Source organism: Piscinibacter sp. HJYY11, assembly GCF_016735515.1.
Taxonomy (GTDB): Bacteria; Pseudomonadota; Gammaproteobacteria; order Burkholderiales; family Burkholderiaceae_C; genus Rhizobacter.
The window spans coordinates 2686228-2710679 of the sequence record NZ_JAERQZ010000001.1 but is presented as its reverse complement, the minus strand read 5'-3'; the positions used below and the strand labels follow the sequence as shown (position 1 = coordinate 2710679).

Below are 24452 nucleotides of genomic sequence, written 5' to 3'. Positions count from 1 at the left end.
TCCCAGTTTGACCCCAGGGAGTTCCAGAAGATGTTTTCCAACCTCAAGATCGGCGTTCGCCTGATCGCCGGTTTCGTGCTTGTCGCCGGCATCAGTGCCATGGTGGGCGCCATCGGCATCAGCAACACCGGCCGCATGAACGACATGGCCGAAGACATGTACACCCGAGAGCTGATGGGCTTGTCGTACATTCAGGAAGCCAACGTCAAGCTCATCTACGTCGGCCGCGCACGCTCCAACTACCTGCTCGCCACGACGCAGGCCGAGCGCGACAAGCACCTCGAGTCGATCAACAAGAACACGGCCGCGCTCAAGGACAACATCGAGAAGGCCAAGCCGCTCTTCGTCACCGAACGGGCGAAGGAGATCTTCGCCGCCTTCGCCACCTTGTCGCAGGAGTACGAGCGCGAGATGCAGCGCGTGTTGTCGATCGCCGGCAGCCGCAAGCTGGCCGAGCGCGACGAGGCGCTGGCCCAGTCGCTCGACGTGGTGCGCGACAAGGCCAACAAGCTCGACGAGATGCTCGACGAGCTGGTGGCGCAGAAGCAGGCGCGGGCCAAGAAGGCGTCTGAAGAAACCGGCGCGCTGTACCAGAGCAGCCGCCAGCTCATGCTGGCCGCCATCGCTGGCGGTGTCTTGCTGGGCGTGGTGCTCGGTTGGGTGATCAGTCGCAGCGTGAGCCGACCGCTCGCCCGTGCGGTGGACGCCGCCAACCGCCTGGCCGAAGGTGACCTGTCGGTGCGCATCGAGTCGACCAGCCGCGACGAGACCGGTCAGCTCCTGTCGGCCATGCAGAACATGATCGCCAAGCTCTCCAGCGTCGTGAACGACGTGAAGGGCAGCGCCGAAGCGCTGGCCGGTGCCGCCGAGGAGGTGAGCGCGACCGCGCAGTCGCTGTCGCAAGCCTCCAGCGAGCAGGCTGCGGGTGTGGAAGAGACCAGCGCGTCGATCGAGCAGATGACGGCCTCGATCACCCAGAACACCGACAACGCCAAGGTCACCGACGGCATGGCCACCAAGGCCTCGGCCGAAGCGACCGAGGGCGGCGAAGCAGTCAAGGCAACCGTGAGCGCGATGAAGCAGATCGCCCAGAAGATCGGGATCATCGACGACATCGCCTACCAGACGAACCTGCTGGCGCTGAACGCCGCGATCGAAGCGGCGCGTGCCGGTGAGCACGGCAAGGGTTTCGCGGTGGTGGCTGCCGAGGTGCGCAAGCTCGCCGAGCGCAGCCAGGTGGCCGCACAGGAGATCGGCGACGTGGCCGGCTCCAGCGTCGAGCTGGCCGAGAAGGCGGGCCGCCTGCTCGACCAGATGGTGCCCAACATCAAGAAGACGAGCGACCTGGTGCAGGAGATCACCGCCGCGTCGGAAGAGCAGAGCGCCGGCGTGTCGCAGATCAACGCCGCCGTCGGCCAGTTGAGCCAGACCACTCAGCAGAACGCCAGCAGCTCCGAAGAACTCTCGGCCACCGCCGAGGAGATGAGCAGCCAGGCCGAGCAGCTGCAGCAGACCATGGCCTTCTTCAAGGTGGCGGCCTTCTCCGCCGCCGCCGCGCCGCAGGCACCGCAGCCGCCGTCGCGCCGCAAGCCGCTGCGCCCGCGTGAAACCTCATCGACCTCAGGCCGCAGCCCGGGTCTGGCCGGCGGCCTGGGCCTGGCTGCCGTCGGCGTCGACGAGTCTCAATTCGCCAAGTTCTGAGGAGCTGCTGATGAGTGCCATCGTGGAAGTCGAAGCGAAAGCCGTCGCGGCTGCCGCGCGCAAGGCCGCCGAGCCGGGCCAGTACCTGACCTTCGTGCTGGGCGGCGAGGCGTACGCGATCGGGATCCTGGCGATCAAGGAAATCATCGAGTACCACGACCTGACCGAGGTGCCGATGATGCCGCCGTGCGTGCGCGGGGTGATCAACCTCAGAGGCGCGGTGGTGCCGGTGGTGGACCTGCAGGCGCGCTTCGGGCGCCGTGCGAGCGAGGTGACCAAGCGCACCTGCATCGTCATCGTCGAAGTGGCGACGCAGGATGAGCGCCAGGTGATCGGCGTCGTGGTCGACGCGGTCAGCGAGGTGCTGGAGATCGAGGCGTCGGCCATCGAGCCGGCGCCGAGTTTCGGGGCGGGCATCCGCACCGATTTCATTCAAGGCATGGGCAAGGTGCGCGGCAAGTTCGTGATCCTGCTCAACGTCGACCATGTGCTGGACCTCGAAGAGGTGGCCGGCTTGCAGCGAGCCGTCGATGCGGTTGCCGAGGCCTCGTGATCACACCCCCATTGGAAACATCATGTTCAAGAATCTAAAAGTAGCGACCCGCCTCACGCTTGGCTTCGCTTCGGTTGTGGCGATCCTGGTTGTCTTGACCTCGGTGGCCTACGTCAACTTCGCCTCACTGGCCGAAGCAAACCGCTGGAATGTCCACACCTACGAGGTGATTGGCGAGGTCGACGCCACCACGGCCGCTCTTATCAACATCGAGACGGGCGAGCGCGGCTTTGCGTTGTCCGGGCAGGATGCCTTCCTCGAGCCATACGTGGGCGGGATCGAAAGCTTCCGCAAGCACTCCGCGAAGATCAAGTCGCTGACCGCCGACAACCCCCAGCAGCAGGAGCGCATTCAGGCCGTTGTGCAGCTCCAGGAGCAGTGGGTGTCCAAAGTGCTCGAACCCGAGATCGCCCTTCGGCGCGCCGTGGCAGACGGCCGTGAGCGCATGGACGTGGTGGTGGCCAGCGTCACGGCCGCCAGAGGCAAGAAGCTGATGGACGAGATGCGTGCCAAGCTCGGGGTCATCCGCGGCGCCGAATCAGACCTGCTGGTCGACCGCGCAAAGGCGTCCGAAGCGCTGCAGGCTCGCACCTCGGCCGTGCTTCTGTTCGGCACCCTGTTGGCGGCCATGGTCGCCGGTGGAATTGCGTGGAGCATCGTGCGCAGCATCACCGGCGTGCTCGGAGGCGAACCGTCGCATGCGGCCGAAGTGATGCAAAGCGTTGCCAAGGGCAATTTTGCGGTCGAGGTCCACGTTCGTGCCGGCGACATCAGCAGCTTGCTGTACACGGTGAAGCAGACGGTTCAGACCGCCGGCGACAGCATCGCCGACGTGGTCCGAGTGATGGGTGCGGTGGCGCAGGGGGACTTGACCCGCACCATTGAACGACCCTACGAGGGCGCGTTCGGCGAAATGCGTACGTACGTCAACGCCACTGTCGCCAAGCTGGCGGAGGTGGTGACCGAGGTCAACGGCAGTGCTGAGGTGCTGGCCGGTGCGTCCGAGGAGGTGAATGCCACCGCGCAGTCGCTGTCGCAAGCGTCGAGCGAGCAGGCTGCGGGTGTGGAAGAGACCAGCGCCTCCATCGAGCAGATGACGGCCTCGATCACCCAGAACACCGAGAACGCCAAGGTCACCGACGGCATGGCCACCAAGGCCGCGGCAGAGGCCCAGGAGGGCGGCGAGGCGGTCAAGCAGACCGTGAGCGCGATGAAGCAGATCGCCCAGAAGATCGGGATCATCGACGACATCGCCTATCAGACCAACCTGCTGGCGCTGAATGCGGCCATCGAAGCGGCGCGCGCTGGCGAGCACGGCAAGGGTTTCGCGGTGGTGGCCGCCGAAGTGCGCAAGCTGGCCGAGCGCAGCCAAGTCGCCGCACAGGAGATCGGAGACGTGGCCGGATCCAGCGTCGAGCTGGCCGAGAAGGCCGGCCGCCTGCTCGACCAGATGGTGCCCAACATCAAGAAGACGAGCGATCTGGTGCAGGAGATCACCGCCGCATCGGAAGAGCAGTCCTCCGGTGTCGGCCAGATCAACTCGGCGGTCAGCCAGCTGAGCCAGACCACGCAGCAGAACGCGAGCAGCTCGGAAGAACTGGCCGCGACCGCCGAAGAGATGAGCGCCCAGGCCGAGCAGCTGCAGCAGACGATGTCGTTCTTCAAGCTTTCGGGCGGCGCAGCGCGCGCCGCCGCGCCGCGCCCTGCGGTTGCACCGGCTCCGGCCGCGCGCCGCAAGGCACCGGTGCGCAGCGCCAAGCCGGCCCTGGCGCCGGCGCTGGCCGAGCTGGACGAAGCCCACTTCGCCAAGTTTTGAGGACGCGCGCGATGTCTGCCGTGATGGAACGCGAGACGATGACGTTGGCGAACCGCCAGGCCGAGCCGGGCCAGTACCTGACGTTCGTGCTGGGCGGCGAGGCGTACGCGATCGGGATCCTGGCGATCAAGGAAATCATCGAGTACCACGACCTGACCGAGGTGCCGATGATGCCGCCGTGCGTGCGCGGGGTGATCAACCTCAGAGGCGCGGTGGTGCCGGTGGTGGACCTGCAGGCGCGCTTCGGGCGCCGTGCGAGCGAGGTGACCAAGCGCACCTGCATCGTCATCGTCGAAGTGGCGACGCAGGATGAGCGCCAGGTGATCGGCGTCGTGGTCGACGCGGTCAGCGAAGTACTGGAGATCGAGGCGTCGGCCATCGAGCCGGCGCCGAGTTTCGGGGCGGGCATCCGCACCGATTTCATTCAAGGCATGGGCAAGGTGCGCGGCAAGTTCGTGATCCTGCTCGATGTGGACCGGGTGTTGTCGATGCACGACCTCGCGGTCCTGGAACGTGTGGCCCAGGCTCCGGCCCTCGAAGGAGCCCAGCGCTGAGACAAGTCAGCAAGGGAGATCAGAAGATGTTGCAGCTGAAGACGCAAAGCCGCGTGCGGCAGGAAGAGGCGGCCTACGCCGAGACCCTCGACGCGCATTTCACGAGGGTGCTGGCGGCCGTGGCCGAGGGAGACCTCACCCGGCGGCTCGACGCGCATGCGCTGCCGGCGCCGCTGCGCGCCGGGGCCGACTCGATCAACAAGCTCCTGCGCAACGTGCAGGCGCTGCGCGAGGACATGCTGCGCATGCACGCCGAGCACGCCCGCGGCGACATCGACGTGATCATCGACCCGCAGCGCCACTCTGGCGAGCTGCGCGAGATGGCGGTCGGCGTGAACGACCTGGTCAACGCCCACATCGCGGTGAAGAAGCTCGCCATGGGCGTGGTGGCGGAGTTCGGCAAAGGCAACTTCGAGGCGCCGCTCGCGCCGTTGCCCGGCAAGAAGGCCTTCATCAACGACACCATCGAGAAGGTGCGCGGCAACTTGAAGGGCCTGATCGCCGAGATGAACCACATGTCAGCCGAGCACGAGAAGGGCGACATCGACGTGGTCATCGACACCCAGCGCTTCGACGGCGACTTCCGCATCATGGCGCGCGGCGTCAACGAGATGGTGGCCGCGCACATCGCGGTGAAGAAGCTCGCGATGGGCGTGGTGGCCGAGTTCGGCAAGGGCAACTTCGAGGCGTCGCTCGCGCAGCTGCCGGGCAAGAAGGCCTTCATCAACGACACCATCGAGAAGGTGCGCGGCAACCTGAAGGGCCTGATTGCCGAGATGAACCGCATGTCGGCCGAGCACGAGAAGGGCGACATCGACGTGGTGATCGACACCCAGCGTTTCGATGGCGACTTCCGCACCATGGCGGCGGGCGTCAACGACATGGTCAACGCGCACATCGCGGTGAAGAAACTCGCGATGGGCGTGGTGGCCGAATTCGGCAAGGGCAACTTCGAAGCCCCGATGCCGCAGCTGCCGGGCAAGAAGGTCTTCATCAACCAGATCATCGAGCAGGCCCGCGGCAACCTGCGCAGCGTGCGTGACGTGGTGGCACTGATGGGCGCCATGGCCGAGGGCGACCTCACCCGCAAGGTGGAAGGCCAGTACCAGGGCACCTTTGCCGACCTGCAGCGCTATGTGAACGCGATGGTCGAGAAGCTCTCGGAGGTGGTGGCCGAGGTGAACGCCGGCGCCGAGTCGCTGGCCGGTGCGTCGGAAGAGGTGAGCGCGACCGCGCAGTCGCTGTCGCAGGCCTCCAGCGAGCAGGCGGCGGGCGTGGAAGAGACCAGCGCGTCGATCGAGCAGATGACGGCCTCGATCACCCAGAACACCGACAACGCCAAGGTCACCGACGGCATGGCCACCAAGGCCGCCGCCGAGGCCGCCGAGGGCGGCGAGGCGGTGAAGGCAACGGTCAGCGCGATGAAGCAGATCGCGCAGAAGATCAGCATCATCGACGACATCGCCTACCAGACCAACCTGCTGGCGCTGAATGCCGCGATCGAAGCGGCGCGTGCCGGCGAGCACGGCAAGGGTTTCGCGGTGGTGGCCGCCGAAGTGCGCAAGCTGGCCGAACGCAGCCAGGTCGCGGCGCAGGAAATCGGCGCTGTCGCCGGCTCCAGCGTCGAGCTGGCCGAGAAGGCCGGGCGCCTGCTCGACCAGATGGTGCCCAACATCAAGAAGACGAGCGACCTGGTGCAGGAGATCACCGCCGCGTCGGAAGAGCAGTCGTCCGGCGTGTCGCAGATCAACGCGGCCGTGAACCAGCTCAACGAGACCACGCAGCAGAACGCCAGCAGCTCGGAGGAGCTCGCCGCCACCGCCGAAGAGATGAGCGGCCAGGCCGAGCAACTGCAGCAGACGATGTCGTTCTTCCGCCTCAGCAATGTCGACAGCACACGCTCGGTGCTGGCACGGCCGCAGGCGCGTGCGAACGGCACTGCACGCCCGGCCCCCGCGGCGCGCAAGGCCAAGAACGGCGCCGACCACGGCAAGGCCAACGGCTTCGGCCTCCTGCCGCCGGACGAATCGCAGTTCGCGCGCTACTGATCGAGAGACGGGCGTCCCGGCCATGCATGTCATCACCGACACCGAGTTCGGCCACTTCCAGCGCTTCATCTACGACGCGGCAGGCATCAGCCTGTCGCCCGGGAAGAAGGCGCTGGTCAGCGGCCGCCTCGCCAAGCGGCTGCAGGCCCGCCAGCTGCAGAGCTTTTCCGAGTACTTCAAGCTCCTCAAGAGCGGCGACGCCGGCGAAGTGCAGACCGCGGTGGACCTGCTCACCACCAACGAGACCTACTTCTTCCGCGAGCCCAAGCACTTCGAGCTGCTGCGCGAGCTGGCGCAGCAGCACCGCGGCCGCGGCCAGCCGATGCGGGTGTGGAGCGCGGCCTGCTCCAGCGGCGAAGAGCCCTACAGCATCGCGATGGTGCTGGCCGACGTGATGGGTGAGAGCGGCTGGGAGCTGATCGGCTCCGACATCAGCACCCGGGTGCTGGAGCGCTCGCGCCTCGGGCACTACCCGCTCGAGCGCACGCGCCACATCCCGCAGGGCTACCTCAAGCGCTTCTGCCTGCGCGGGATCGGCGAGCAGGACGGCACGCTGCTGGTGGAGCGCTCGCTGCGCGCCAAGGTGCAGTTCCGCCAGATCAACCTCAACGAGCCGCTGCCGAATGCGCAGCCGTTCGACGTGATCTTCCTGCGCAACGTGATGATCTATTTCAATGCCGAGACCAAGCGGCAGGTCGTCGCACGGCTGGTGGCGCAGCTCAAGCCAGGTGGCTATTTCCTGATCGGCCATTCGGAGAGCCTCAACGACATCAGCAGCGCCGTGCTGCCGGTGGCACCGTCGATCTACCGCAAGCCGTGATGGGTGCCGGGGTGGCGGAGATCGTGCTCAAGCCCGGCGAGTTTGCCGTGGGCGCGGCGGGCACCTGCATGCGCACGCTGCTCGGCTCGTGCGTGTCGATCGTGCTGTGGCATGCGGGCTTGCGGGTGGGGGCGATGTCGCACTTCCTCCTGGCGGCGCGGGGCCGGCAGGGCCGCAAGGGCCTGGACGCGCGCTACGGCGACGAGGCCCTGTCGCTCATGATCGCCGGCCTGGCGCGCTACGGCGTCGCGCCCACCGATTGCGAAGCCAAGATCTTCGGCGGCGGCAACATGTTTCCCGATCAGTCGCATGGCGCGGCGCCGCTCAACGTGGGCCGGCGCAATGGCGAAGCGGCGCGCGAGCTGCTGCGCGAGCACGGCATCCCGGTCGCGAGCGAAAACCTCTTCGGCGTGGGCCACCGCCAGATCATCTTCGAGGTGGCCACCGGCGACGTGTGGGTGCGCCAAGGCGCTCTGCAGACAGGCCCCATGCCCCTGGAGCCCAGATGAAGACGACCGGCGACGACCCGATCCGCGTGATGGTGGTGGACGACTCGGCGGTGGTGCGCCAGGTGGTGACCGGCTTGCTGCAGGCGGTGCCCGACATGCAGGTGATCGCCGCGGTGTCCGACCCGGTGCTCGCCATCGAGCGCCTGAAGCAATCGTGGCCCGACGTGATCGTGCTCGACGTGGAGATGCCGCGCATGGACGGCATCACCTTCCTGCGCATGATCATGTCGCAGCGGCCCACGCCGGTGGTGATCTGCTCCACGCTCACCGAGAAGGGCGCCAAGACCACGCTCGAGGCGATGTCGGCCGGCGCGGTGGCCATCGTCACCAAGCCCAAGCTCGGGCTGAAGCAGTTCCTGCAGGATGCCTCGGACGAACTCGTCGCGACCGTGCGCGCGGCCGCACGCGCCAACGTGCGGCGCCTCGCACCCGGGGCCGCCGCGGCGCCAGTGGTGGCGCCCGCGAAGCACACGGCCGATGCGATCCTGCCGGCGGCCACGCGCGCGATGACCACGACCACCGAGCGGGTGGTGGCGCTCGGCACTTCCACCGGCGGCACGCAGGCGCTCGAAGAGGTGCTGACCTCGCTGCCGCGGGTGTCCCCCGGCATCGTGATCGTGCAGCACATGCCCGAGAAATTCACCGCGGCGTTTGCCGCGCGGCTCGACACGCTGTGCCAGATCACGGTGAAGGAAGCCGAGAACAACGACCGCGTGGTGCCCGGCCGCGCGCTCATCGCACCGGGTGGCCGCCACATGCTGCTCAAGCGCAGCGGCGCGCAGTACCACGTGGAGGTGGTCGACGGGCCGCTGGTGAACCGTCACCGGCCCTCGGTCGACGTGCTCTTCCGTTCGGTCGCCCGCAGCGCGGGTGCGAACGCGCTCGGCGTCATCATGACCGGCATGGGCGACGACGGTGCGGCGGGCCTGCTGGAGATGCGCAACCAGGGGGGCCGCACGCTGGCGCAGGACGAAGAGAGCTGCGTGGTCTTCGGCATGCCGAAGGAAGCGATCAAGCGCGGTGGGGCCGAGCGCGTCGTGCCGCTGTCGGCCATCGGCAGCGAGATCCAGCGCCAGCTGCTCTGAAAACGAAAACGCCCGCACGAGGCGGGCGCCGGTGAAAGCCTCGGAGGCTCAGACGCGCTCGACGATCAGCGCGATGCCCTGGCCCACCCCGATGCACATGGTGCACAGCGCATAGCGGCCGCCGGTCTTGTGCAGCTGGTTGACCGCGGTGCCCACCAGGCGCGCGCCGCTCGCGCCGAGCGGGTGGCCCAGCGCAATCGCGCCGCCGTTCGGGTTCACGCGCGGGTCGTCGTCCTTCAGGCCGAGGTCGCGCAGCACGGCGAGGCCCTGCGCCGCGAAGGCTTCGTTGAGCTCGATCACGTCCATCTGCTCGAGCTTGAGGCCGGTGAGGGCCAGCACCTTGCGGGTGGCCGGCGCGGGGCCGATGCCCATGATGCGCGGCGCGACGCCGGCGGTGGCCATGCCGACGATGCGGGCGCGCGGCGTCAGCCCGTATTTGCCGGCGGCAGCGTCATTGGCGAGCAGCAGGGCCACCGCGCCGTCGTTCACGCCCGAGGCGTTGCCGGCGGTCACGCTGCCGTCGGGGCGCACGACGCCCTTCAGCTTGGCCAGTGCTTCGATCGAGGTCTCGCGCGGGTGCTCGTCCTGCTTGACGACGATCGCGTCGCCCTTCTTCTGCGGGATGGTGACGGGCACGATCTCGGCATCGAAGAAGCCGCTCTTCTGCGCGGCCACGGCCTTCAGCTGCGAAGCGAGCGCCATGCGGTCCTGCGCGTCACGCTCGATCTTGAAATCGGTGGCCACGTTTTCCGCGGTCTCGGGCATGGAGTCGACGCCGTACTTCTCCTTCATCAGCTTGTTGACGAATCGCCAGCCGATGGTGGTGTCGTAGACCGCGTTGCTGCGCGAGAAGGCGCTCTCGGCCTTGGGCATGACGAAGGGAGCGCGGCTCATGCTTTCCACGCCGCCGGCCAGCATCAGCTGTGCTTCGCCCGACTTGATGGCGCGTGCGGCGGTGCCGACCGCATCCATGCCCGAGCCGCAGAGGCGGTTGATGGTGGCGCCGGGCAGCTCGAGGGGCAGGCCGGCGAGCAGCGACGACATGCGCGCCACGTTGCGGTTGTCTTCGCCGGCCTGGTTGGCGCAGCCGTAGATCACGTCGGCCACCGCGGCCCAGTCGACCTTGGCATTGCGCTCCATCAGGGCCTTCAGCGGGATGGCGCCGAGGTCATCGGTGCGCACCGACGAGAGCGCGCCGCCGTAGCGGCCGAAGGCGGTGCGCGCGTAGTCGCAGATGAAGGCTTGGGTCATGTATTTCTCCTCGGCGGAAAGCATTGAACGGATCGCGAAATTATCGTGGGGTGCTTGTTGTCACTTGGCCCGCTGTGCAGAACCGTTGTATGGCTTTCGGCGGCGAAGAGGGCTTGGGGCAAGCGGATTCCTCCGTGTCCCCCGCCGCTGAACACTCCCGTGTTCAGCGGCTCCTCCTTTACCTGCGGAATCCGCTTGCCCCAAGCCCTCTTGGCGAAGCGCACTGCCTTGCCGAGGCTCCGCATGCCACGGCCTTTCGCACCAAGGGGATGGGGTGGGTGAATTCCGCAGGTAAAGGAGGAGCCCCGTCACCACGGGAGTGGTGACGGGGCGGGGGACACGGAGGAATTCACCCACCCCATCCCCTTGGTGCCGCCGAAAGCCGAAAGCCGCAAATCAAGCCGCCCGAGCCAACTCCTGCGCCCCATATACCCGCCCGAACCGATTCGCCAGGAAGGAAGCCAAGGACAGATCCTCCTGCCGCACGAACCCCGATGCCGGCAGGTGGCCCTCGGCCAGCAGATCGAGCATCGCGCACAAGCTGCTCGCAGTCGTCACCTGGATGGCGCTGCGCAGCCGCCCGCCCAGCACCTGGCTGTAGATCTTGCGGGCGTAGGTTTCCTGCTGCAGGTGGCCGTCCTTCATGCCGCTCACCGTCACGAAGACGATCACCACGTCCTGCAGCGTGGCGGGCAGGGCGTTCTCGAGGATGTCCTTCAGCACCTCGCGCCGGTCCTTCAGCCGCAGGTCGTGCAGCAGCGCCTTCATGATGGCGGCGTGGCCGGGGTAGCGGATGGTGCGGTAGTTGAGCGTGCGCACGCGGCCGGCGAGCGACTCGCACAGCGTGCCCAGGCCGCCCGAGGTGTTGAAGGCTTCGTAGAGCACGCCGTCGAGCGAGAACTCCTCGCGCTCTTCCAGCGCCGGCACGCTCGTGATGCGGCCGTCGACGATGGCCTCGCAGGGCTCGCAGTATTCGTTGATGACGCCCTCGGTGCTCCACGTCAGGTTGTAGTTCAGCGCGTTGCTCGGGTAGGCGGGCAGGGCGCCGACGCGCATGCGCACGCTGTCGAGGCTGTCGAAGCGGCGGGCGAGGTCGGCCGCCACGATGGAGATGAAACCCGGCGCCAGGCCGCATTGCGGGATGAGCGCACTCGTCGCGCCTTCGGCCAGCTCGCGGATGCGGCGGGTGCTGGCCACGTCTTCGGTCAGGTCGAGGTAGTGCACGCCGGCCGCACGGGCGGCTTCGGCCACCTTCACCGTCAGGTGGTAGGGCGCGGCGCTGAGCACGGCGAACTTGCCGTGCAAGGCGGTGCGCAGCTGGGCCGGGTCGTGCACGTCGAGCACCAGCGTCTCGATCGCAGCCGCCGGGTTCTCGCGTTTCAGCTCGGCCAGCTGCTCGGCCGAGCGGTCGGCCACCGTCACCTGGTAACGCAGCGCGCCGGTGGCCTGGGCCAGCAGCGCGGCGACCACCGAGCCGATCTTGCCGCCACCGATGACGAGGATGGAATGGGGGCTGGACATGGCGGGCTCCTGTGCGATGGACGTGCCTGGATTTTCGGCAGCCTGCGCGCAATCTGCAGCTGGTGTTCTGACGATCCAGAGGCCATAGTTCGGCAATCTGACGAGCCGAATCACCCACTTATGTCCAATGCCCCCCTCGACGCGACCGACCGTGCCCTGCTCGCCCTCTTGCGCGAGAACGCCCGCACGCCAGTGGCCGAGCTGGCGCGCGCGCTGAAGCTCTCGCGCACCACGGTGCAGAGCCGCATCGAGCGGCTGGAGCGTCAAAGGGTGGTCGTCGGCTACACGGTGGTGGTGCCCGACGCGGCCGAGGCAGCGCTGGTGCGCGCTCACATCTTCATTACCGTGGCGCCGCGGCAGAGCGCGGCCATCGAGCAGGCGCTGCGCCGCATCGCCGAGGTGCGGGTGCTGCACTCGGTCAGCGGGCCGTTCGACCTGATCGCGGTCGTCGCGGCGCACTCGATCGGCGAACTCGACGCGCTGATCGACCGCATCGGCGCGCTCGACGGTGTGGAGCGCACGACCTCCGCCATCGTGTTGTCGACACGGATCGAGCGTTAGGCCAACTTGAAGAGGGTGGGCATCCGCAATCCCACGTAGGGCACGAATGCACTCTGCGCAATACCGCACACACGTCGCGTGTGGCACTGCAGCACTGTCAGAACTAGCAGGTGCGGCCCACGGCGCGCTGAACATAATCGGTTCAAGTTCAGGGAGCTGGCGACCGAAAAGGTCGCATAAGCAAAGACATACACGGAGCCCACCAGGCTACCGGCATGAAAGAAGTACCTACACCCACACTGATCGACGTGGCCCAGCTGCGGATCGGGATGTTTGTGCATCTCGATGGAGGATGGATGTCGCATCCGTTTCCGCTGAGCAGCTTCAAGATCGGTTCGTCGGCCCAGATCGCCACCATCCGCTCGCTCGGCAAGCAACGCGTGCGCTGGAGCCCCGACAAGAGCGACCCCGCGGCGGTCGCGAGCCTGACGCATCCGCACGCGGCGGATGACGCGTCGCTGCACGACACGGTGCCGGCCGAGGCCGCCGTCGAGCCGATTCCCGAGAGCCCCGAAGCCGCCGAGCGGCGCCAGCGCCGCGACGCGCTGGCCGCACAGCGCGAGTCGCTGCGGGTCTGCGAGCAGCAGTTCGCCGAAGCCACCAGCGCCTGCAAGCGCGCGTCCGACGCCGTGGTCACGCGGCCGGCCGAGGCCCGCGAGCAGACCGAAGCCCTGGCCCAGGCCTTCGTCGACAAGATGATCGGCCAGCAGGAGATGTGCATCCGCCTCTTGACCGAGGCGGCCGGCGACAAGGCCTCGCTGCATGCCGTCAACGTGGCGGTGATCTCGCTGCTGATGGGCAAGACCTTCGGCCTCTCGGCCGCCGAGATGCTGGACGTGGGCGTGGGCTCGATGCTGCACGACATCGGCAAGATCGAGCTGCCCGAGCGTGTGCGCCACCGCGAAGAGCATTTCACGCCGGCGGAAAACCAGTTCTACCAGGAGCACGTGGCCCACGGCGTGGCGCTCGCCAAGAAGATGGGCCTGAGCGCCGGTGCCACGCTCGTGATCGCGCAGCACCACGAGCATGCCGATGGCAGCGGCTTCCCGCTCAAGCTCAACAGCGACCGCATGACGATCGGCTCGCGCATCGTCTCGCTGGTCAACCGCTACGACAACATGTGCAACCCGCACCTGCCCTCGCGCGCGCTCACGCCGCACGAGGCCTTGTCGCTGCTCTTCGCCCAGGGCAAGAACCGCTACGACACCGCCATCCTCGGCGGCTTCATCAAGATGATGGGCGTGTACCCGCCGGGCTCGGTGGTGCAGCTCACCGACGACCGCTACGCGATGGTCGTCTCGGTCAACTCGGCGCGACCGCTCAAGCCGCGGGTGATGGTGCACGAGCCCAAGGTGCCGCGCGACGAAGCGCTGCTGCTCAACCTGGAAAACGAGCCGCGCCTGGGCATCCGCCGCAGCCTCAAGCCGCAGCAGCTGCCGACCGAGTCGCTCGACTACCTGTCGCCGCGCACGCGCGTCGCGTATTTCTTCGAGCCCGACGTCGTGCCCCTCGAGGAAGCGGCGTGAGCGCCGCCGGGAAACCTTCCGCACTCGAACACTGGTCGGCCCTGATCGAGGGCTTGCTCGACCCCGTCTGGCTGGTCGACGCCCAGACCCTCACCATCCTCGCCGCCAACACCGCCACCGGTCAGTTGCTGGGCATTGACGCCTGGTCGCTGCGCGGCCGGGCCGCCACCGACCTGAGCGCCACCGCCGAAGACTTCGCCTTCTGGGACGAGGCCCGCGCCGGCCTGTCGGAGGCCATCCTCTCCGACTCGGTGGTGCGCCGCTTCGACGGCAGCATCGTGCCGGTCACGCGGCGCGTGAGCCGCATCGGCCAGATGAGCGGCAGCGAGGTGCTGATCGTCACCCTGCGCGACCTCAGCGCCCAGCGCGCCGCCGAAGAAGAGCTCGACACGCGCGTGGCCGAGCTGCGGGCGACGCTGGAGTCGAGCGCCGACGGCATCCTGGTGACCGATCTCTCCGGCGCGATACGCAACTTCAACCGCCGCTTCGCCACGATGTGGGGCCTGCCCGACGAGCTGCTCACCCAGCGCGACGACCGCGCGGTGCAGGACTGGATGCGCCGCAGCGTGACGGATGGCGACCAGTACACCCGCCGCCTGAACGCCATCCTCGACGCCGCCTTGCTGCAGGCGAGCGACACGCTCACGCTGCACTCGGGCAAGGTGCTCGAGCGCGTGACGCTGCCGCAATGCAGCCGCGGCCAGCCGATCGGGCGCGTGTTTTCCTTTCGCGACGTCACCGAGCAGCTCGCCGCGCAGGCGCGCATCGAGCAGCTCTCGCACACCGACGCGCTGACCGGCCTGCCCAACCGCCGGCTGCTCGAAGACCGCGTGGAGTTCGCGCTTGCGATGGCGCAGCGCAACGGCCAGCCCTTCGCGCTGATGGTGCTCAACCTCGACCGCTTCAAGCACGTCAACGACACGCTGGGCATGAGCGCCGGCGACCGGGTGCTGCTGGAGGTGACCGAGCGCATCAGGTCCTGCCTGCGCAACGTCGACACGGTGGCGCGCCTGGGCGGCGACGAGTTCGTGCTGCTCGCCCACCAGGCCGACTCCGCCGGCGCCGAAGCTACCGCACGCCGCCTGATCGACGCCATGGGCCGGCCGTTCACGACCGAGGGCGGCGACAGCTTCACCGTCACCTGCAGCATCGGCGTGGCGCTCTGCCCGGCCGACGGCAACACCCTCGACGCGCTGATGCGCGGTGCCGCGTCGGCCATGCAGCGCGCCAAGGACTCGGGCCGCGCGAGCTTCCGCTTCCACCAGGCCCAGACCGAGGGCAGCCGCCACTCGCGCATGCAGATGGACCACGCCATGCGCCAGGCACTGGTGAGCGGGCTCTTCCGCCTGCATTTCCAGCCGCAGGTCGACCTGAAGACGGGCGCGGTGATCGGGGCCGAGGCGCTGATCCGCTGGCGCGACCCGGTGCTGGGCGAGGTGTCGCCGGGCGAGTTCATCCCCGTGGCCGAGGAGAGCGGCTTCATCATCCCGATCGGCGACTGGGTGCTGTCGCAGGCCGTGCGCCAGGCGGCCGCGTGGCGTGCGCGCGGCATCGTGATGCCGGTGTCGATCAACGTGTCGGCGCTGCAGTTCCAGCAGCCCGACTTCATCGGGCGCGTGCAGCACGAGCTCACCGCGGCTGGCCTGCCGCCCGAGCTGCTGGAGCTGGAGCTCACCGAGAGCATCCTGATCCGCGACGCGGAAGACGCGCTGCACCGCCTGCAGGCGCTGCATGAACTGGGCGTGGGCCTCGCGATCGACGACTTCGGCACCGGCTACTCGAGCCTCGGCTACCTGAAGCGCTTCCCCATCCACCGGCTCAAGATCGACCGCAGCTTCGTGAGCCACCTGCCGGGCGACACCAGCGACCAGGCCCTGGTCAACGCCATCGTCCAGCTCGGCCGCGCGATGAACCTCACGGTGATCGCCGAAGGCGTGGAGACCGAGCCGCAGCGGCAGTTCCTGCTCGACGCCGGCTGCGACGAGTTCCAGGGTTACCTTTATGCGCCCGCGCTCGACGGGGCCTCGTTCGAGGCGCGGGTGGGCGTGGCCGCGGCACCGGCGGCGACCAAGGCGCCGGTGCGGCTCATCAAGAAGTAGCTACTTCACCACCTGCCGCTGCTCGCCCAGGCCGGTGATGCCGAGCCTCATCACGTCGCCAGGTTTCAGGAAGCGCGGCGGCTTCATGCCCATGCCCACCCCGGGCGGCGTGCCGGTGCAGATGATGTCGCCGGGCAGGAGCGTCATGAAGCGGCTCACGTAGCTCACGATCTGGGCCACGCCGAAGATCATGGTGGCGGTGCTGCCGCTCTGGCGGCGCACGTCGTTCACGTCCAGCCACAGGTCGAGCGCCTGCGGGTCGGGCACCTCGTCGGACGTCACGAGGTAGGGACCGATGGGGCCGAAGGTGTCGCAGCCCTTGCCCTTGTCCCAGGTGCCGCCGCGCTCGATCTGGTATTCGCGCTCCGACACGTCGTTCACCACGCTGTAGCCGGCCACGTACGACAGGGCTTCGCCTTCGCTCACGTGGCGTGCCGTGCGGCCGATCACCACGCCGAGCTCGACCTCCCAGTCGGTCTTCACGCTGCCGGGCGGCAGCAGCACCGGGTCGTCGGGGCCGCTGATGCAGGTGGTCGCCTTCAGGAAGACGATGGGCTCCTTCGGCAGGGGCAGGCCGGCTTCGGCCGCGTGGTCGGCGTAGTTGAGTCCGATGGCGACGAACTTGCTGATGCCGGTGTAGGGCACGCCCAGGCGCGGCTTGCCCGGCACCAGCGGGTAGGCCTCGGGCTTCAGCTTCGACAGGCGCCTGAGCCCGTCGAGCCCGAGGCTGGGCAGGTGCAGGTCGGGCACATCGGCCGACAGGTCCCTCAACTGCCCGGAGGCGTCCAAGGCCCCGATGCGTTCATGCCCTTCCGGGCCAAAGCGAAACCATTTCATGGCGTTCCCGTCAGGATTGCGGTGGGTGCTGGCGATGCGATTTTCATACCATTGCGTCAGGCCGAGCGAGGTGACGAACGATGCAAGCGATCGAACGAGCCCTTGAACAACGTCTGGCACCCCAGGGCGTGCCGCTGGCGGTGGTGCTGCCGGGCGGGCGGCGCCTCGGCAGTGCCGACCCCGCGGTCACCCTGAGGCTGCACGAGCTGGCACCCCTGGCCCACCTCGCCACCGGCCAGATCGGCCACGTGGCCGAGGCCTACGTCGAGGGCCGGCTCGACATCGACGGCAGCATGCGCGACCTGATGGAGGTGGCCGCCGTGCTGGTGGGCGACGCCCCGCTGGCCGGCGACGCGGCGCGGCCGCTCACCTGGTGGAGCAACCTCATGCGCACCGTGAAGTCGCGCGTGCGGCACCAGCTCGATGCGGATGCGCAGCAGGTGCAGTTCCACTACGACGTGTCCGACGAGTTCTATGCGCTGTGGCTCGACGAGCGGCGCGTCTACTCCTGTGCCTACTGGAAAGACCCCGCGATGACGCTCGACGGCGCGCAGGCCGCCAAGCTCGACCACATCTGCCGGAAGCTGATGCTGCGCGAGGGCGAGCGCTTCCTCGACATCGGCGCCGGCTGGGGCGGCCTGCTGCTGTGGGCGGCCGAGCACTACGGCGTGCGCGCCGACGGCATCACGCTCTCGAAGAACCAGCACGCCCACGTCAACCGGCTGATCGACGAACGAGGCCTGCGCGGGCGGGTGACGATGAACCTCTGCGACTACCGCGACCTGCCGGAGGGTGAGCCCTACGACAGCATCGCCTCGGTCGGCATGTTCGAACACGTGGGCCATGCCAACCTGCCGGTCTACTTCCACCAGGTGCGCCGCCTGCTCAAACCGGGCGGCTTGCTGATGAACCACGGCATCACCGCCGGCGGCACGCGCAACCACCAGCTCGGCGCCGGCATGGGCGAGTTCATCGAGCGCTACATCTTCCCGGGCGGGGAGCTGATGCACCTGTCACACGTGCTCAAGGTGATGAGCGAGGCCGGGCTGGAGCCGGTCGACATGGAGAACCTGCGACCGCACTACGCCCGCACGCTGTGGGCCTGGAGCGACCGGCTCGAGTCTCAGCTCGTGAAGGCGCGCGACCTCACGCGCGAAAGCGTGGTGCGGGCCTACCGGCTCTACCTGGCCGGCTGCGCCATGAGCTTCGAGCAGGGCTGGATCTCGCTGCAGCAGATGCTGGCCACCCGTCCTGACCACGACATGACGACGGGCAACATGCGAGGCGCACAATCGCGGTTCCCGTTCAACCGCGAGTACATCTACCGATGATCTACAAGTTCAAGTCGAAGGCTGCCGGTGACGTGATCATGATGGGCCCGAGCGGCGACCAGGTGCTGCGCCTGATCGGCAAGGAGCCGTCGGCCAAGGGCATCATCGAGCCGGCGCAGATGCCGGCCGCGATGAAGGCGCTCGAAGCCGCCATCGCCGCGGAAGACGCGGCCCGCAAGGAAGCCGCCGAGGACGACGACGCGAAGCCCGGCAAGGGCGACGGCATCTCGCTGCGTCAGCGCGCGTGGCCGCTGGTCGAGATGATGAAGCGGGCCCATGCGGCCAACGAAAACATCGTGTGGGGAGTCTGATCGCATGAAGCTCACGAGCACCAGCTGGAAGAACGGGGCCTTCATCCCCACCCGCTATGCCGCCGGCAAGCCCGGGGCGGAGGGGCCCACGATGTCCGACAACGTGAACCCGCAGTTCGCGTGGAGCGAGGTGCCCGCCGGCACCCAGTCGTTCGCACTGATCTGCCATGACGGCGACGTGCCCAGCAAGGGCGACGACGTCAACAAGCCCGACCGCGAGGTGCCGAGCGATTTGCCGCGCACCGACTTCTTCCACTGGGTGCTCACCGACCTGCCGGCGAGCCTGCGCGAGATCCGGGAAGGCGAGTTCAGCAGCGGCGGCCTGACGCCGAAAGGCAAGCCGGGCCCGGCCACCCTGCACGGCGCACGGCACGGCCTCAACGACTACACCGGCTGGTTCGCCGGCGACCCGGCGATGGCCGGCCAGTACTTCGGCTACGACGGCTGTTTCCCGCCCTTCAACGACGCGCTGCTGCACCAGTACGTCTTCACGCTGTATGCGCTGTCGGTGCCGAAGGTCGCGGTCGAGGGTGCCTTCACCGGCGCCCAGCTGCGCGAGGCCATCGCCCCCCACGTGCTGGCCCGTGCGTCCTACGTCGGCCTCTACACCTTGAACAAGAAGTTTCTCGCTTGATGAACCACGTCACCCGGGTGCTCGCCATCCGTCACGGCGAGACTGCCTGGAACGTCGACACCCGCATCCAGGGCCAGCTCGACATCCCCTTGAACGACACCGGCCACTGGCAGGCCGGCCGCCTGGCCGCCGCGGTGGCCGACGAAGGCCTGCACGCGATCTATGCGAGCGACCTGCAGCGCGCGCACCAGACCGCGCAGGCCATCGCCCGGGCCACCGGCCTGCCGATCACGGCCGACAAGGGCCTGCGCGAGCGGGGCTTCGGCAGCTTCGAAGGCCACACCTACCGGGAGATCGAGACGCGCTGGCCCGAGGAGTCGATGCGCTGGCGCAAGCGCGAGATCGACTTCAGCCCCGGCGGCGTGGGCGAGTCGCTGCGGGTGTTCTACGACCGCTGCGTGAACACCGCGGCGCGCCTCGCCGCCGCCCACCCGGGACAGACCATCGCCATCGTGGCCCACGGCGGCGTGATGGACTGCCTCTACCGCGCCGCCTCGCGCCTCGACCTGCAGGCCGCGCGCTCCTGGCAGCTCGGCAACGCCAGCATCAACCGCCTGCTCTACACGCCGCAAGGCTTCTCGCTCGTGGGCTGGAGCGACACCTCGCACCTCGACCAGGGCTCGCTCGACGAGAGCAACGACCGCGTCGGCCACGCGGCGTAAGCACGAGGGCAGGCCGAGCGCCGCAAGCCGGGGATGCCCCGCTTGCAGCACGCGGGGCGGGCGGCCCACCATGGCGGGATGCTCACCCCTTCGCAAGTGATCGTCCTCGCCACGCCGGTCTTCCTGTTGATGATCGGCATCGAGTTCCTCATCGGCCTCAAGCGCGGCCGCAACACCTACCGGCTCAACGATGCGATGAACAGCATCGGCCTGGGCATCATCAGCCAGCTCGTCAACCTCTTCGCCGCGCTCTTCACGGTGTGGCTGTATGCGCTCGTGTTCGAGCACGCCTCGCTGTGGAAGCTGTCGGCCAGCGACGGGTGGGTGTGGGTGGTCGGCCTGGTGCTGTACGACTTCTGCTACTACTGGCACCACCGCCTCGGCCACACGGTGGCGCTCTTCTGGGCCGCACACGTGGTGCACCACCAGAGCGAGGACTACAACCTGTCGACGGCGCTGCGGCAAACGGGCAGCGGCTGGGTCGGCGGCTGGCTCTTCTACCTGCCGATGGCGGTGCTCGGCTTCCCGCCGCTCGTCTTCGCCGTGGTTGCGCTCATCGACCTGCTCTACCAGTACTGGGTGCACACGCAGCACATCGGCAAGCTCGGCTGGTTCGACCGCTGGTTCTGCGCACCCAGCAACCACCGTGTGCACCATGCGGTGAACGACCGCTACCTCGACAAGAACTACGGCGGCATCCTCATCCTCTGGGACCGGCTCTTCGGCAGCTTCATCGAAGAAGACGACCGTGAGCCCATCGTCTACGGCACGCGCGGCCCGCTGCGCAGCTGGAATCCGGTGTGGGCCAACCTGCAGTACTACGGGGAGCTCTTCAAGGACTCGTGGCACGCGAGGAACTGGGGCGACAAGCTGCGGGTGTGGTTCAAGCACCCCGGCTGGCGGCCGGCCGACGTGGCGGCGCGCTTTCCCAAGCCCGCGTTCGACATCGCCAAGGTGCAGCGCTACGACCCGCCAATGTCAAGCCGCGCGCAGTGGCTGTCGGCCGGCCTCTTTGTCGCCCTGCTGGGCGCCACCTCGGTGCTGCTGTGGAATGCCCACACCCTGAGCCTGCCGCAGCAACTGGCCGGTGCGGCCGGTGTCGTGCTCGGGCTCTGCGTCGTCGGCTGGATCAGCGAGCGGCAGCGGGCGTGAGGTTGTTATCCTCTGCTTCTTTACCCGAAAGGATCGACATGGCACTCGCAAAGAAGAAGCGCATCGGCAAGAAAACCATTTCTGCCAAGCAAGTCCGCAAGACGGCCAGCGGCCGCAAGCGCCGCAAGGCCGACGGCACCCAGCCGTCGCGCGTGCTGTTCCCCACCCCGGCGCCGGCAGCGGCCTGAGGCCTGCGCCACCGCAGCGCCAGCTCAACGCTTCTTCTTGCGTTTGCGCGGCGGCGACGGGGTCACGAACGACTTGCCCGTCCAGAAATCGATGATCTGCTGCGTCGCAGCGGTTTGCACTGACGCGACTTCACGCTTGGCAGCGGCCGTGGCGTGACCACGCGCCGTGCCGGCGGCCCGGTTGGCCGCGCTCAGCCAGGCACTCATGAACGGGTTCTTGGCGAGCCAGGGGTTGCGCATGGCGTGCTCCTCGTGGCGGTGACGATGCCTCATCTTCGCCACGCGCCCGCGCGTTGTCAGTCGCGCGAGGCGCTGACCTCGCGTGGGCTCATTCCTACCTGCCGCCCGTTGCTACTGGTGCAGCTCCAGCAGCACCACATGGTTCTCGGCCAGCGGCCAGGCGATGCCGGCGATGCGTTCGCCGTTGAACTCGCCCACCACCGTGCGGCCGGCCGCGTCGGCCACCTTCAGCCTGGCTGCGGCCACGTGCGCCACCCCCGGCGGAATGCCGGCGGGCGGGCTCTTGCCGTCGAGGCTGATCTGGTCGCGCGGCACGCCGAAGTAGCCGCGCGGGCGGACGAGCGTGACCAGCGCCTTGGCGTCCTTGTCGGCATCGGCGATGCGGTCGGGGCGCAGGTTCACCACGCTGGATGAGCGTGGGAAGGGAGAGCGGTAGATGTGCGTCACGGCGTAGCCGGGGGCGGTGATCACGAACTCGTAGCGCGCCTGGGCATTGGCCGTGAACGGCCCCCAGCGGCCATCCGCGCCGACGGTCTTGCGGTGCACGGCGGCGCCACGGCGCTCGCCGGTCTGGGCATCGGTGGCGTAGACCTCCACCGTGGCCCCCGCCAGCGGCAGGTTGGTGGAGAAGTTGCCCTGCACATTGTTCAGCCCTCGGCCGGTCACCTTGCCGTCCAGCAGCACCGCGGCCTCGGGCACGACGGCGAGCGTCGCCGGCGGCTTGCCGGTGATGAAACGGTAGGCCTGCGCGAAGGCCTGCGGGCTGTACGAGGTTTCGCGGTGGTCGATGCCGGGGATCACCACGTTCTCGGCCCCCTTCAAGGCCGGGCCGTCGAAGGTCACGTGGGTTGGCTTGCCCCTGGCGCCGAGGAATGCGCCATCGGGCTGGGCGTACAGGTCGTTGTTGTCGGAGCGCACCGTCATCCACTTCACGCCGGGCGTGACTTCGTCGCCGTTCGGGCCCTTGGGCTGGTTGAGGCCGCTCAGGAAGGGCCCGGCACCGTTGAACTCGTTGCCGGGGTTGTTGTCGAGGTCGGCCCGCACGCCATGGTTGGGCGTGCCGCCGAGGATCGCGTGCGACACCTTGGCCGCACCGCCACCGTTGGCGATGTAGTTGCGGATGGCATTGCCGCCGCGCGAGTTCCCCACCAGCACCACCTGGCTCGCCCCCGTGGCCTTGAGCACCTTCTCGACCTCGGCCGACAGGTACTGCATGTGCTCGGTGGTGGAGGTGCGGCCTTCCTGCGGCTTGCTGTCGGTGTCGCGCGCGAGCGGATACGGCAGGTCGATCGCATGCAGCCGGTCGCGCGGCCAGCCGTTCGACTCGAATCGCCACAGGGTGGTCGTCCACAGCGCTGCCGTGTCGCCATTGCCGTGCACGAAGACGATCGGCGGATGGGCGGCGGCGCTGCGTTCGGGCGCGTGGGTGCAGGCGGCGAGCCATGCGCTGCTGGCGACCATGGCCAGCAGCAGCCCTCGGCGGATGATGTTCATGTGGGTGTCTCCTTTGTGTGTGCCCGTTTCTAGCACGGACACACCGACGCCGGCGTCAAGGCTCCGGGCGCGCAGGCTGCAGCTTCTCGCGCAGCACGGCGTTGACTTCCGCGCCGAAGATCAGCGTCGTCGCGCTGATGTACAGGAACACCAGCGTGGCCACCACGCCTGCGAAGCTGCCATAGACGAGCGCCAGCTTGCCGGCGGTGCGCAGCGTGTACGACAGGCTGGCCGCCGCCGCCACCCACAGCGCCGCACCCATCACCGCACCGGGCAGCACGGTGCGCAGGCGCTGCTGGACGTCGGGCAGCCAGCCGTACAGCAGCGCATAGAGCAGGGTCAGCACCCCGAAGGCGAGCCCGTAGCGCACGCTGGCTTCCATCCACAGCGTGACCTGCCCGGCACCGGCGCTGCGCTCCAGCAGCTGCCACACATAGGGCATCACGATGACCGAGCTGAACGCGGCGAGCACCCCGCTGCCCACGATCACCGTGAACAGCGTGACCTTGATGCGCGCCTTCCAGAACGGCATGCCGCGCTCGATGCCGTAGGCGCGGTTCAGCGCGGTGCGCACGGCCTGCATGCCCGAGGAGGCCGTCCACAGCGTGACGACCAGGCCGATGGCGAGCAGGGCCTGGCTGCGCTGGGCGAGCACTTCGTCGATGACCGGCTGCAGGGCATCGCGCACGATCGGCGGCGCGTACTCCATCACGCGGCCTGCCAGCGCGGCCGCATCGCCCGGCTGGCCGGCAAAACCCGCGGCGGCCGACAGCAGCAGCAAGAGCGGAAACATCGCGAGCACCGACGAGAAGGCCATGCTGCCGGCCTGGTTGGCGCTCTGGTGCAGCACGTAGTTGCGGACTGCGAGGGCGACGACGCCCAGGCCCGGCGCGGCCAGCACGGCGTGGGCGAGTCGGCGCCACACCGTCATGCGAAGCGCCGGCTCACGAAGCGCGACCCCATCAGGCCGAAGCGCCATGGTGCCTCCTTGGCTTTGGAGATGCCGATGCGCACGCCCACCAGCACCTCCGGCGCGGCCGGCGAGGGCTGCAGTTCGAAGGGGGGGTGGTCGAGCGGCAGCCCGTCGTGGGCGCGGGTGATGCCGAGTGCTTGCCCCACGCGGCCGGGGCCGGCGCACAGCAGCTTCGGGTCGGGCAGCCCTCGGCGGGCCCGCATGGTGTCGAGGCCGGCGGTGGGCTCCAGCGCGCGGATCAGCACACCGGCGCCGTGGCCCGCCTCGCGGCACACGAAGTTCAGGCACCAGTGCAGGCCGTACGAGCGGTACACGTAGGCATGACCCGGCGGGCCGAACATCGTGGCGTTGCGCGCGGTCGGCCCGCTGTAGCTGTGCGAGGCCGGGTCGTCGGCGTCGTAGGCCTCGGTCTCCACGATGCGCCCGCCCACGCCGTCGACCAGCAGCAGCGTGCCGATCAGCGCGCGTGCCACTTCGACGGACGCGGCAGAGAAGTCGATGGCGGCGATCCGGTGCATGATGGTGAACACCGTGGGGCAAGAATCAGGCCGGAACCCGCCCCGCGGCGGCCGATCGAAAGACGGTC

At 68.5% G+C, this 24452-nt stretch carries 23 protein-coding genes and 1 pseudogene; 17 read left to right on the top strand and 7 right to left on the bottom strand.

The genetic code is table 11. The annotated features are described in order from the left end of the window. The first annotated feature begins 30 nt into the window (after positions 1 to 30). Genes JI745_RS12505 through JI745_RS12470 form a run of 8 tightly spaced genes read left to right on the top strand, consistent with a single transcriptional unit; the run spans position 31 to position 9086 of the window. Positions 31 to 1701: a methyl-accepting chemotaxis protein gene (locus JI745_RS12505; protein ID WP_201806830.1), complete on the top strand. Its 1671-nt coding sequence runs from the start codon at positions 31 to 33 to the stop codon at positions 1699 to 1701. 10 nt (positions 1702 to 1711) lie between these two features. Then, on the top strand, positions 1712 to 2254 hold the full coding sequence (locus JI745_RS12500; RefSeq protein ID WP_201806818.1) for a chemotaxis protein CheW: 543 nt from the start codon (positions 1712 to 1714) through the stop codon (positions 2252 to 2254). A gap of 22 nt (positions 2255 to 2276) precedes the next feature. Next, positions 2277 to 4070 (top strand): methyl-accepting chemotaxis protein, encoded by a 1794-nt coding sequence (locus tag JI745_RS12495; protein ID WP_236674980.1) that lies wholly within the window; start codon positions 2277 to 2279, stop codon positions 4068 to 4070. A 23-nt stretch (positions 4071 to 4093) separates the two neighbouring features. After that, positions 4094 to 4624, top strand: coding sequence for a chemotaxis protein CheW (locus JI745_RS12490; RefSeq protein ID WP_236674979.1), 531 nt, complete (start codon positions 4094 to 4096; stop codon positions 4622 to 4624). Between the two features lie 26 nt (positions 4625 to 4650). Next, positions 4651 to 6672: a methyl-accepting chemotaxis protein gene (locus JI745_RS12485; RefSeq protein WP_201806792.1), complete on the top strand. Its 2022-nt coding sequence runs from the start codon at positions 4651 to 4653 to the stop codon at positions 6670 to 6672. Positions 6673 to 6694: 22 nt separating this feature from the next. Further along, positions 6695 to 7492 carry a protein-glutamate O-methyltransferase CheR gene (locus JI745_RS12480; RefSeq protein ID WP_201806790.1) on the top strand — a complete coding sequence of 266 codons (798 nt, stop codon included), beginning with the start codon at positions 6695 to 6697 and terminating at the stop codon, positions 7490 to 7492. Then, positions 7492 to 8001, top strand: coding sequence for a chemotaxis protein CheD (locus JI745_RS12475; protein WP_201806788.1), 510 nt, complete (start codon positions 7492 to 7494; stop codon positions 7999 to 8001). Before JI745_RS12480 ends, JI745_RS12475 begins: the two co-directional genes overlap by 1 nt. Next, positions 7998 to 9086: a chemotaxis response regulator protein-glutamate methylesterase gene (locus tag JI745_RS12470; protein ID WP_201806786.1), complete on the top strand. Its 1089-nt coding sequence runs from the start codon at positions 7998 to 8000 to the stop codon at positions 9084 to 9086. The genes JI745_RS12475 and JI745_RS12470 overlap by 4 nt, the downstream gene beginning before the upstream one ends. Positions 9087 to 9134: 48 nt before the next feature. On the opposite strand, the gene pcaF is transcribed toward JI745_RS12470, so the two are convergent. Together pcaF and JI745_RS12460 are read right to left on the bottom strand one after the other, a co-directional pair. Then, a complete protein-coding gene (pcaF, locus tag JI745_RS12465) occupies positions 9135 to 10337 on the bottom strand; it encodes a 3-oxoadipyl-CoA thiolase (RefSeq protein ID WP_201806783.1) in 1203 nt (400 codons plus the stop codon). A gap of 396 nt (positions 10338 to 10733) precedes the next feature. Next, positions 10734 to 11858 (bottom strand): saccharopine dehydrogenase family protein, encoded by a 1125-nt coding sequence (locus JI745_RS12460; protein WP_201806780.1) that lies wholly within the window; start codon positions 11856 to 11858, stop codon positions 10734 to 10736. Positions 11859 to 11978: 120 nt separating this feature from the next. Between JI745_RS12460 and JI745_RS12455 the strand changes: the two genes are divergently transcribed. The 3 genes from JI745_RS12455 to JI745_RS26775 all read left to right on the top strand — a co-directional run bounded on the left by JI745_RS12455 (position 11979) and on the right by JI745_RS26775 (position 16044). Next, positions 11979 to 12419: an Lrp/AsnC family transcriptional regulator gene (locus JI745_RS12455; protein WP_201806777.1), complete on the top strand. Its 441-nt coding sequence runs from the start codon at positions 11979 to 11981 to the stop codon at positions 12417 to 12419. Between the two features lie 215 nt (positions 12420 to 12634). After that, complete coding sequence (locus JI745_RS12450; RefSeq protein ID WP_201806774.1) at positions 12635 to 13945, top strand: HD-GYP domain-containing protein; 1311 nt, start codon at positions 12635 to 12637, stop codon at positions 13943 to 13945. Continuing rightward, entirely contained in the window at positions 13942 to 16044 is a 2103-nt protein-coding gene (locus JI745_RS26775) for a bifunctional diguanylate cyclase/phosphodiesterase (RefSeq protein ID WP_201806771.1), read from the top strand. The genes JI745_RS12450 and JI745_RS26775 overlap by 4 nt, the downstream gene beginning before the upstream one ends. On the opposite strand, the gene JI745_RS12440 is transcribed toward JI745_RS26775, so the two are convergent. Next, entirely contained in the window at positions 16045 to 16881 is an 837-nt protein-coding gene (locus JI745_RS12440; RefSeq protein WP_201806767.1) for a fumarylacetoacetate hydrolase family protein, read from the bottom strand. 80 nt (positions 16882 to 16961) lie between these two features. On the opposite strand from JI745_RS12440, the gene JI745_RS12435 reads away from it, so the two are divergent. The 6 genes and pseudogenes from JI745_RS12435 (at position 16962) to JI745_RS12410 (ending at position 21159) form a co-directional block, all read left to right on the top strand. Then, entirely contained in the window at positions 16962 to 18212 is a 1251-nt protein-coding gene (locus JI745_RS12435) for a class I SAM-dependent methyltransferase (protein WP_201806764.1), read from the top strand. Continuing rightward, a complete protein-coding gene (locus JI745_RS12430; protein ID WP_201806750.1) occupies positions 18209 to 18523 on the top strand; it encodes a DUF1840 domain-containing protein in 315 nt (104 codons plus the stop codon). The genes JI745_RS12435 and JI745_RS12430 overlap by 4 nt, the downstream gene beginning before the upstream one ends. 4 nt (positions 18524 to 18527) lie before the next feature. Then, positions 18528 to 19157 carry a YbhB/YbcL family Raf kinase inhibitor-like protein gene (locus tag JI745_RS12425; RefSeq protein ID WP_201806748.1) on the top strand — a complete coding sequence of 210 codons (630 nt, stop codon included), beginning with the start codon at positions 18528 to 18530 and terminating at the stop codon, positions 19155 to 19157. Further along, positions 19157 to 19819, top strand: a complete 663-nt coding sequence (locus tag JI745_RS12420) for a histidine phosphatase family protein (protein ID WP_201806746.1) — start codon at positions 19157 to 19159, stop codon at positions 19817 to 19819. Before JI745_RS12425 ends, JI745_RS12420 begins: the two co-directional genes overlap by 1 nt. 78 nt (positions 19820 to 19897) lie before the next feature. After that, positions 19898 to 20875, top strand: a pseudogene (locus tag JI745_RS12415) (sterol desaturase family protein); the annotation flags it as partial. A gap of 134 nt (positions 20876 to 21009) precedes the next feature. Beyond that, positions 21010 to 21159 (top strand): hypothetical protein, encoded by a 150-nt coding sequence (locus tag JI745_RS12410; RefSeq protein WP_201806740.1) that lies wholly within the window; start codon positions 21010 to 21012, stop codon positions 21157 to 21159. Between the two features lie 24 nt (positions 21160 to 21183). Here JI745_RS12410 and JI745_RS12405 read toward each other — a convergent pair whose 3' ends face one another. The 4 genes from JI745_RS12405 to JI745_RS12390 form a co-directional block, all read right to left on the bottom strand. Beyond that, complete coding sequence (locus JI745_RS12405; protein ID WP_201806737.1) at positions 21184 to 21399, bottom strand: hypothetical protein; 216 nt, start codon at positions 21397 to 21399, stop codon at positions 21184 to 21186. Positions 21400 to 21510: 111 nt separating this feature from the next. After that, complete coding sequence (locus JI745_RS12400) at positions 21511 to 22893, bottom strand: alpha/beta fold hydrolase (RefSeq protein ID WP_201806734.1); 1383 nt, start codon at positions 22891 to 22893, stop codon at positions 21511 to 21513. Between the two features lie 55 nt (positions 22894 to 22948). Beyond that, positions 22949 to 23872 carry a YihY/virulence factor BrkB family protein gene (locus JI745_RS12395; RefSeq protein WP_201806731.1) on the bottom strand — a complete coding sequence of 308 codons (924 nt, stop codon included), beginning with the start codon at positions 23870 to 23872 and terminating at the stop codon, positions 22949 to 22951. Then, the gene (locus tag JI745_RS12390) at positions 23821 to 24384 is read right to left on the bottom strand and encodes a DNA-3-methyladenine glycosylase (RefSeq protein ID WP_201812522.1); all 564 of its coding nucleotides are present in this window, start codon (positions 24382 to 24384) and stop codon (positions 23821 to 23823) included. The genes JI745_RS12395 and JI745_RS12390 overlap by 52 nt, the downstream gene beginning before the upstream one ends. Positions 24385 to 24452 lie beyond the last annotated feature (68 nt).

Bases quoted from the DNA above. Each gene is read 5' to 3' on its own strand.
- JI745_RS12505 (WP_201806830.1), top strand. From the start codon at position 31: ATGTTTTCCAACCTCAAGATCGGCGTTCGCCTGATCGCCGGTTTCGTG.
- JI745_RS12500 (WP_201806818.1), top strand. From the start codon at position 1,712: ATGAGTGCCATCGTGGAAGTCGAAGCGAAAGCCGTCGCGGCTGCCGCG.
- JI745_RS12495 (WP_236674980.1), top strand. From the start codon at position 2,277: ATGTTCAAGAATCTAAAAGTAGCGACCCGCCTCACGCTTGGCTTCGCT.
- JI745_RS12490 (WP_236674979.1), top strand. From the start codon at position 4,094: ATGGAACGCGAGACGATGACGTTGGCGAACCGCCAGGCCGAGCCGGGC.
- JI745_RS12485 (WP_201806792.1), top strand. From the start codon at position 4,651: ATGTTGCAGCTGAAGACGCAAAGCCGCGTGCGGCAGGAAGAGGCGGCC.
- JI745_RS12480 (WP_201806790.1), top strand. From the start codon at position 6,695: ATGCATGTCATCACCGACACCGAGTTCGGCCACTTCCAGCGCTTCATC.
- JI745_RS12475 (WP_201806788.1), top strand. From the start codon at position 7,492: ATGGGTGCCGGGGTGGCGGAGATCGTGCTCAAGCCCGGCGAGTTTGCC.
- JI745_RS12470 (WP_201806786.1), top strand. From the start codon at position 7,998: ATGAAGACGACCGGCGACGACCCGATCCGCGTGATGGTGGTGGACGAC.
- pcaF (WP_201806783.1), bottom strand. From the start codon at position 10,337: ATGACCCAAGCCTTCATCTGCGACTACGCGCGCACCGCCTTCGGCCGC.
- JI745_RS12460 (WP_201806780.1), bottom strand. From the start codon at position 11,858: ATGTCCAGCCCCCATTCCATCCTCGTCATCGGTGGCGGCAAGATCGGC.
- JI745_RS12455 (WP_201806777.1), top strand. From the start codon at position 11,979: ATGTCCAATGCCCCCCTCGACGCGACCGACCGTGCCCTGCTCGCCCTC.
- JI745_RS12450 (WP_201806774.1), top strand. From the start codon at position 12,635: ATGAAAGAAGTACCTACACCCACACTGATCGACGTGGCCCAGCTGCGG.
- JI745_RS12440 (WP_201806767.1), bottom strand. From the start codon at position 16,881: ATGAAATGGTTTCGCTTTGGCCCGGAAGGGCATGAACGCATCGGGGCC.
- JI745_RS12435 (WP_201806764.1), top strand. From the start codon at position 16,962: ATGCAAGCGATCGAACGAGCCCTTGAACAACGTCTGGCACCCCAGGGC.
- JI745_RS12430 (WP_201806750.1), top strand. From the start codon at position 18,209: ATGATCTACAAGTTCAAGTCGAAGGCTGCCGGTGACGTGATCATGATG.
- JI745_RS12425 (WP_201806748.1), top strand. From the start codon at position 18,528: ATGAAGCTCACGAGCACCAGCTGGAAGAACGGGGCCTTCATCCCCACC.
- JI745_RS12420 (WP_201806746.1), top strand. From the start codon at position 19,157: ATGAACCACGTCACCCGGGTGCTCGCCATCCGTCACGGCGAGACTGCC.
- JI745_RS12410 (WP_201806740.1), top strand. From the start codon at position 21,010: ATGGCACTCGCAAAGAAGAAGCGCATCGGCAAGAAAACCATTTCTGCC.
- JI745_RS12405 (WP_201806737.1), bottom strand. From the start codon at position 21,399: ATGCGCAACCCCTGGCTCGCCAAGAACCCGTTCATGAGTGCCTGGCTG.
- JI745_RS12400 (WP_201806734.1), bottom strand. From the start codon at position 22,893: ATGAACATCATCCGCCGAGGGCTGCTGCTGGCCATGGTCGCCAGCAGC.
- JI745_RS12395 (WP_201806731.1), bottom strand. From the start codon at position 23,872: ATGGCGCTTCGGCCTGATGGGGTCGCGCTTCGTGAGCCGGCGCTTCGC.
- JI745_RS12390 (WP_201812522.1), bottom strand. From the start codon at position 24,384: ATGCACCGGATCGCCGCCATCGACTTCTCTGCCGCGTCCGTCGAAGTG.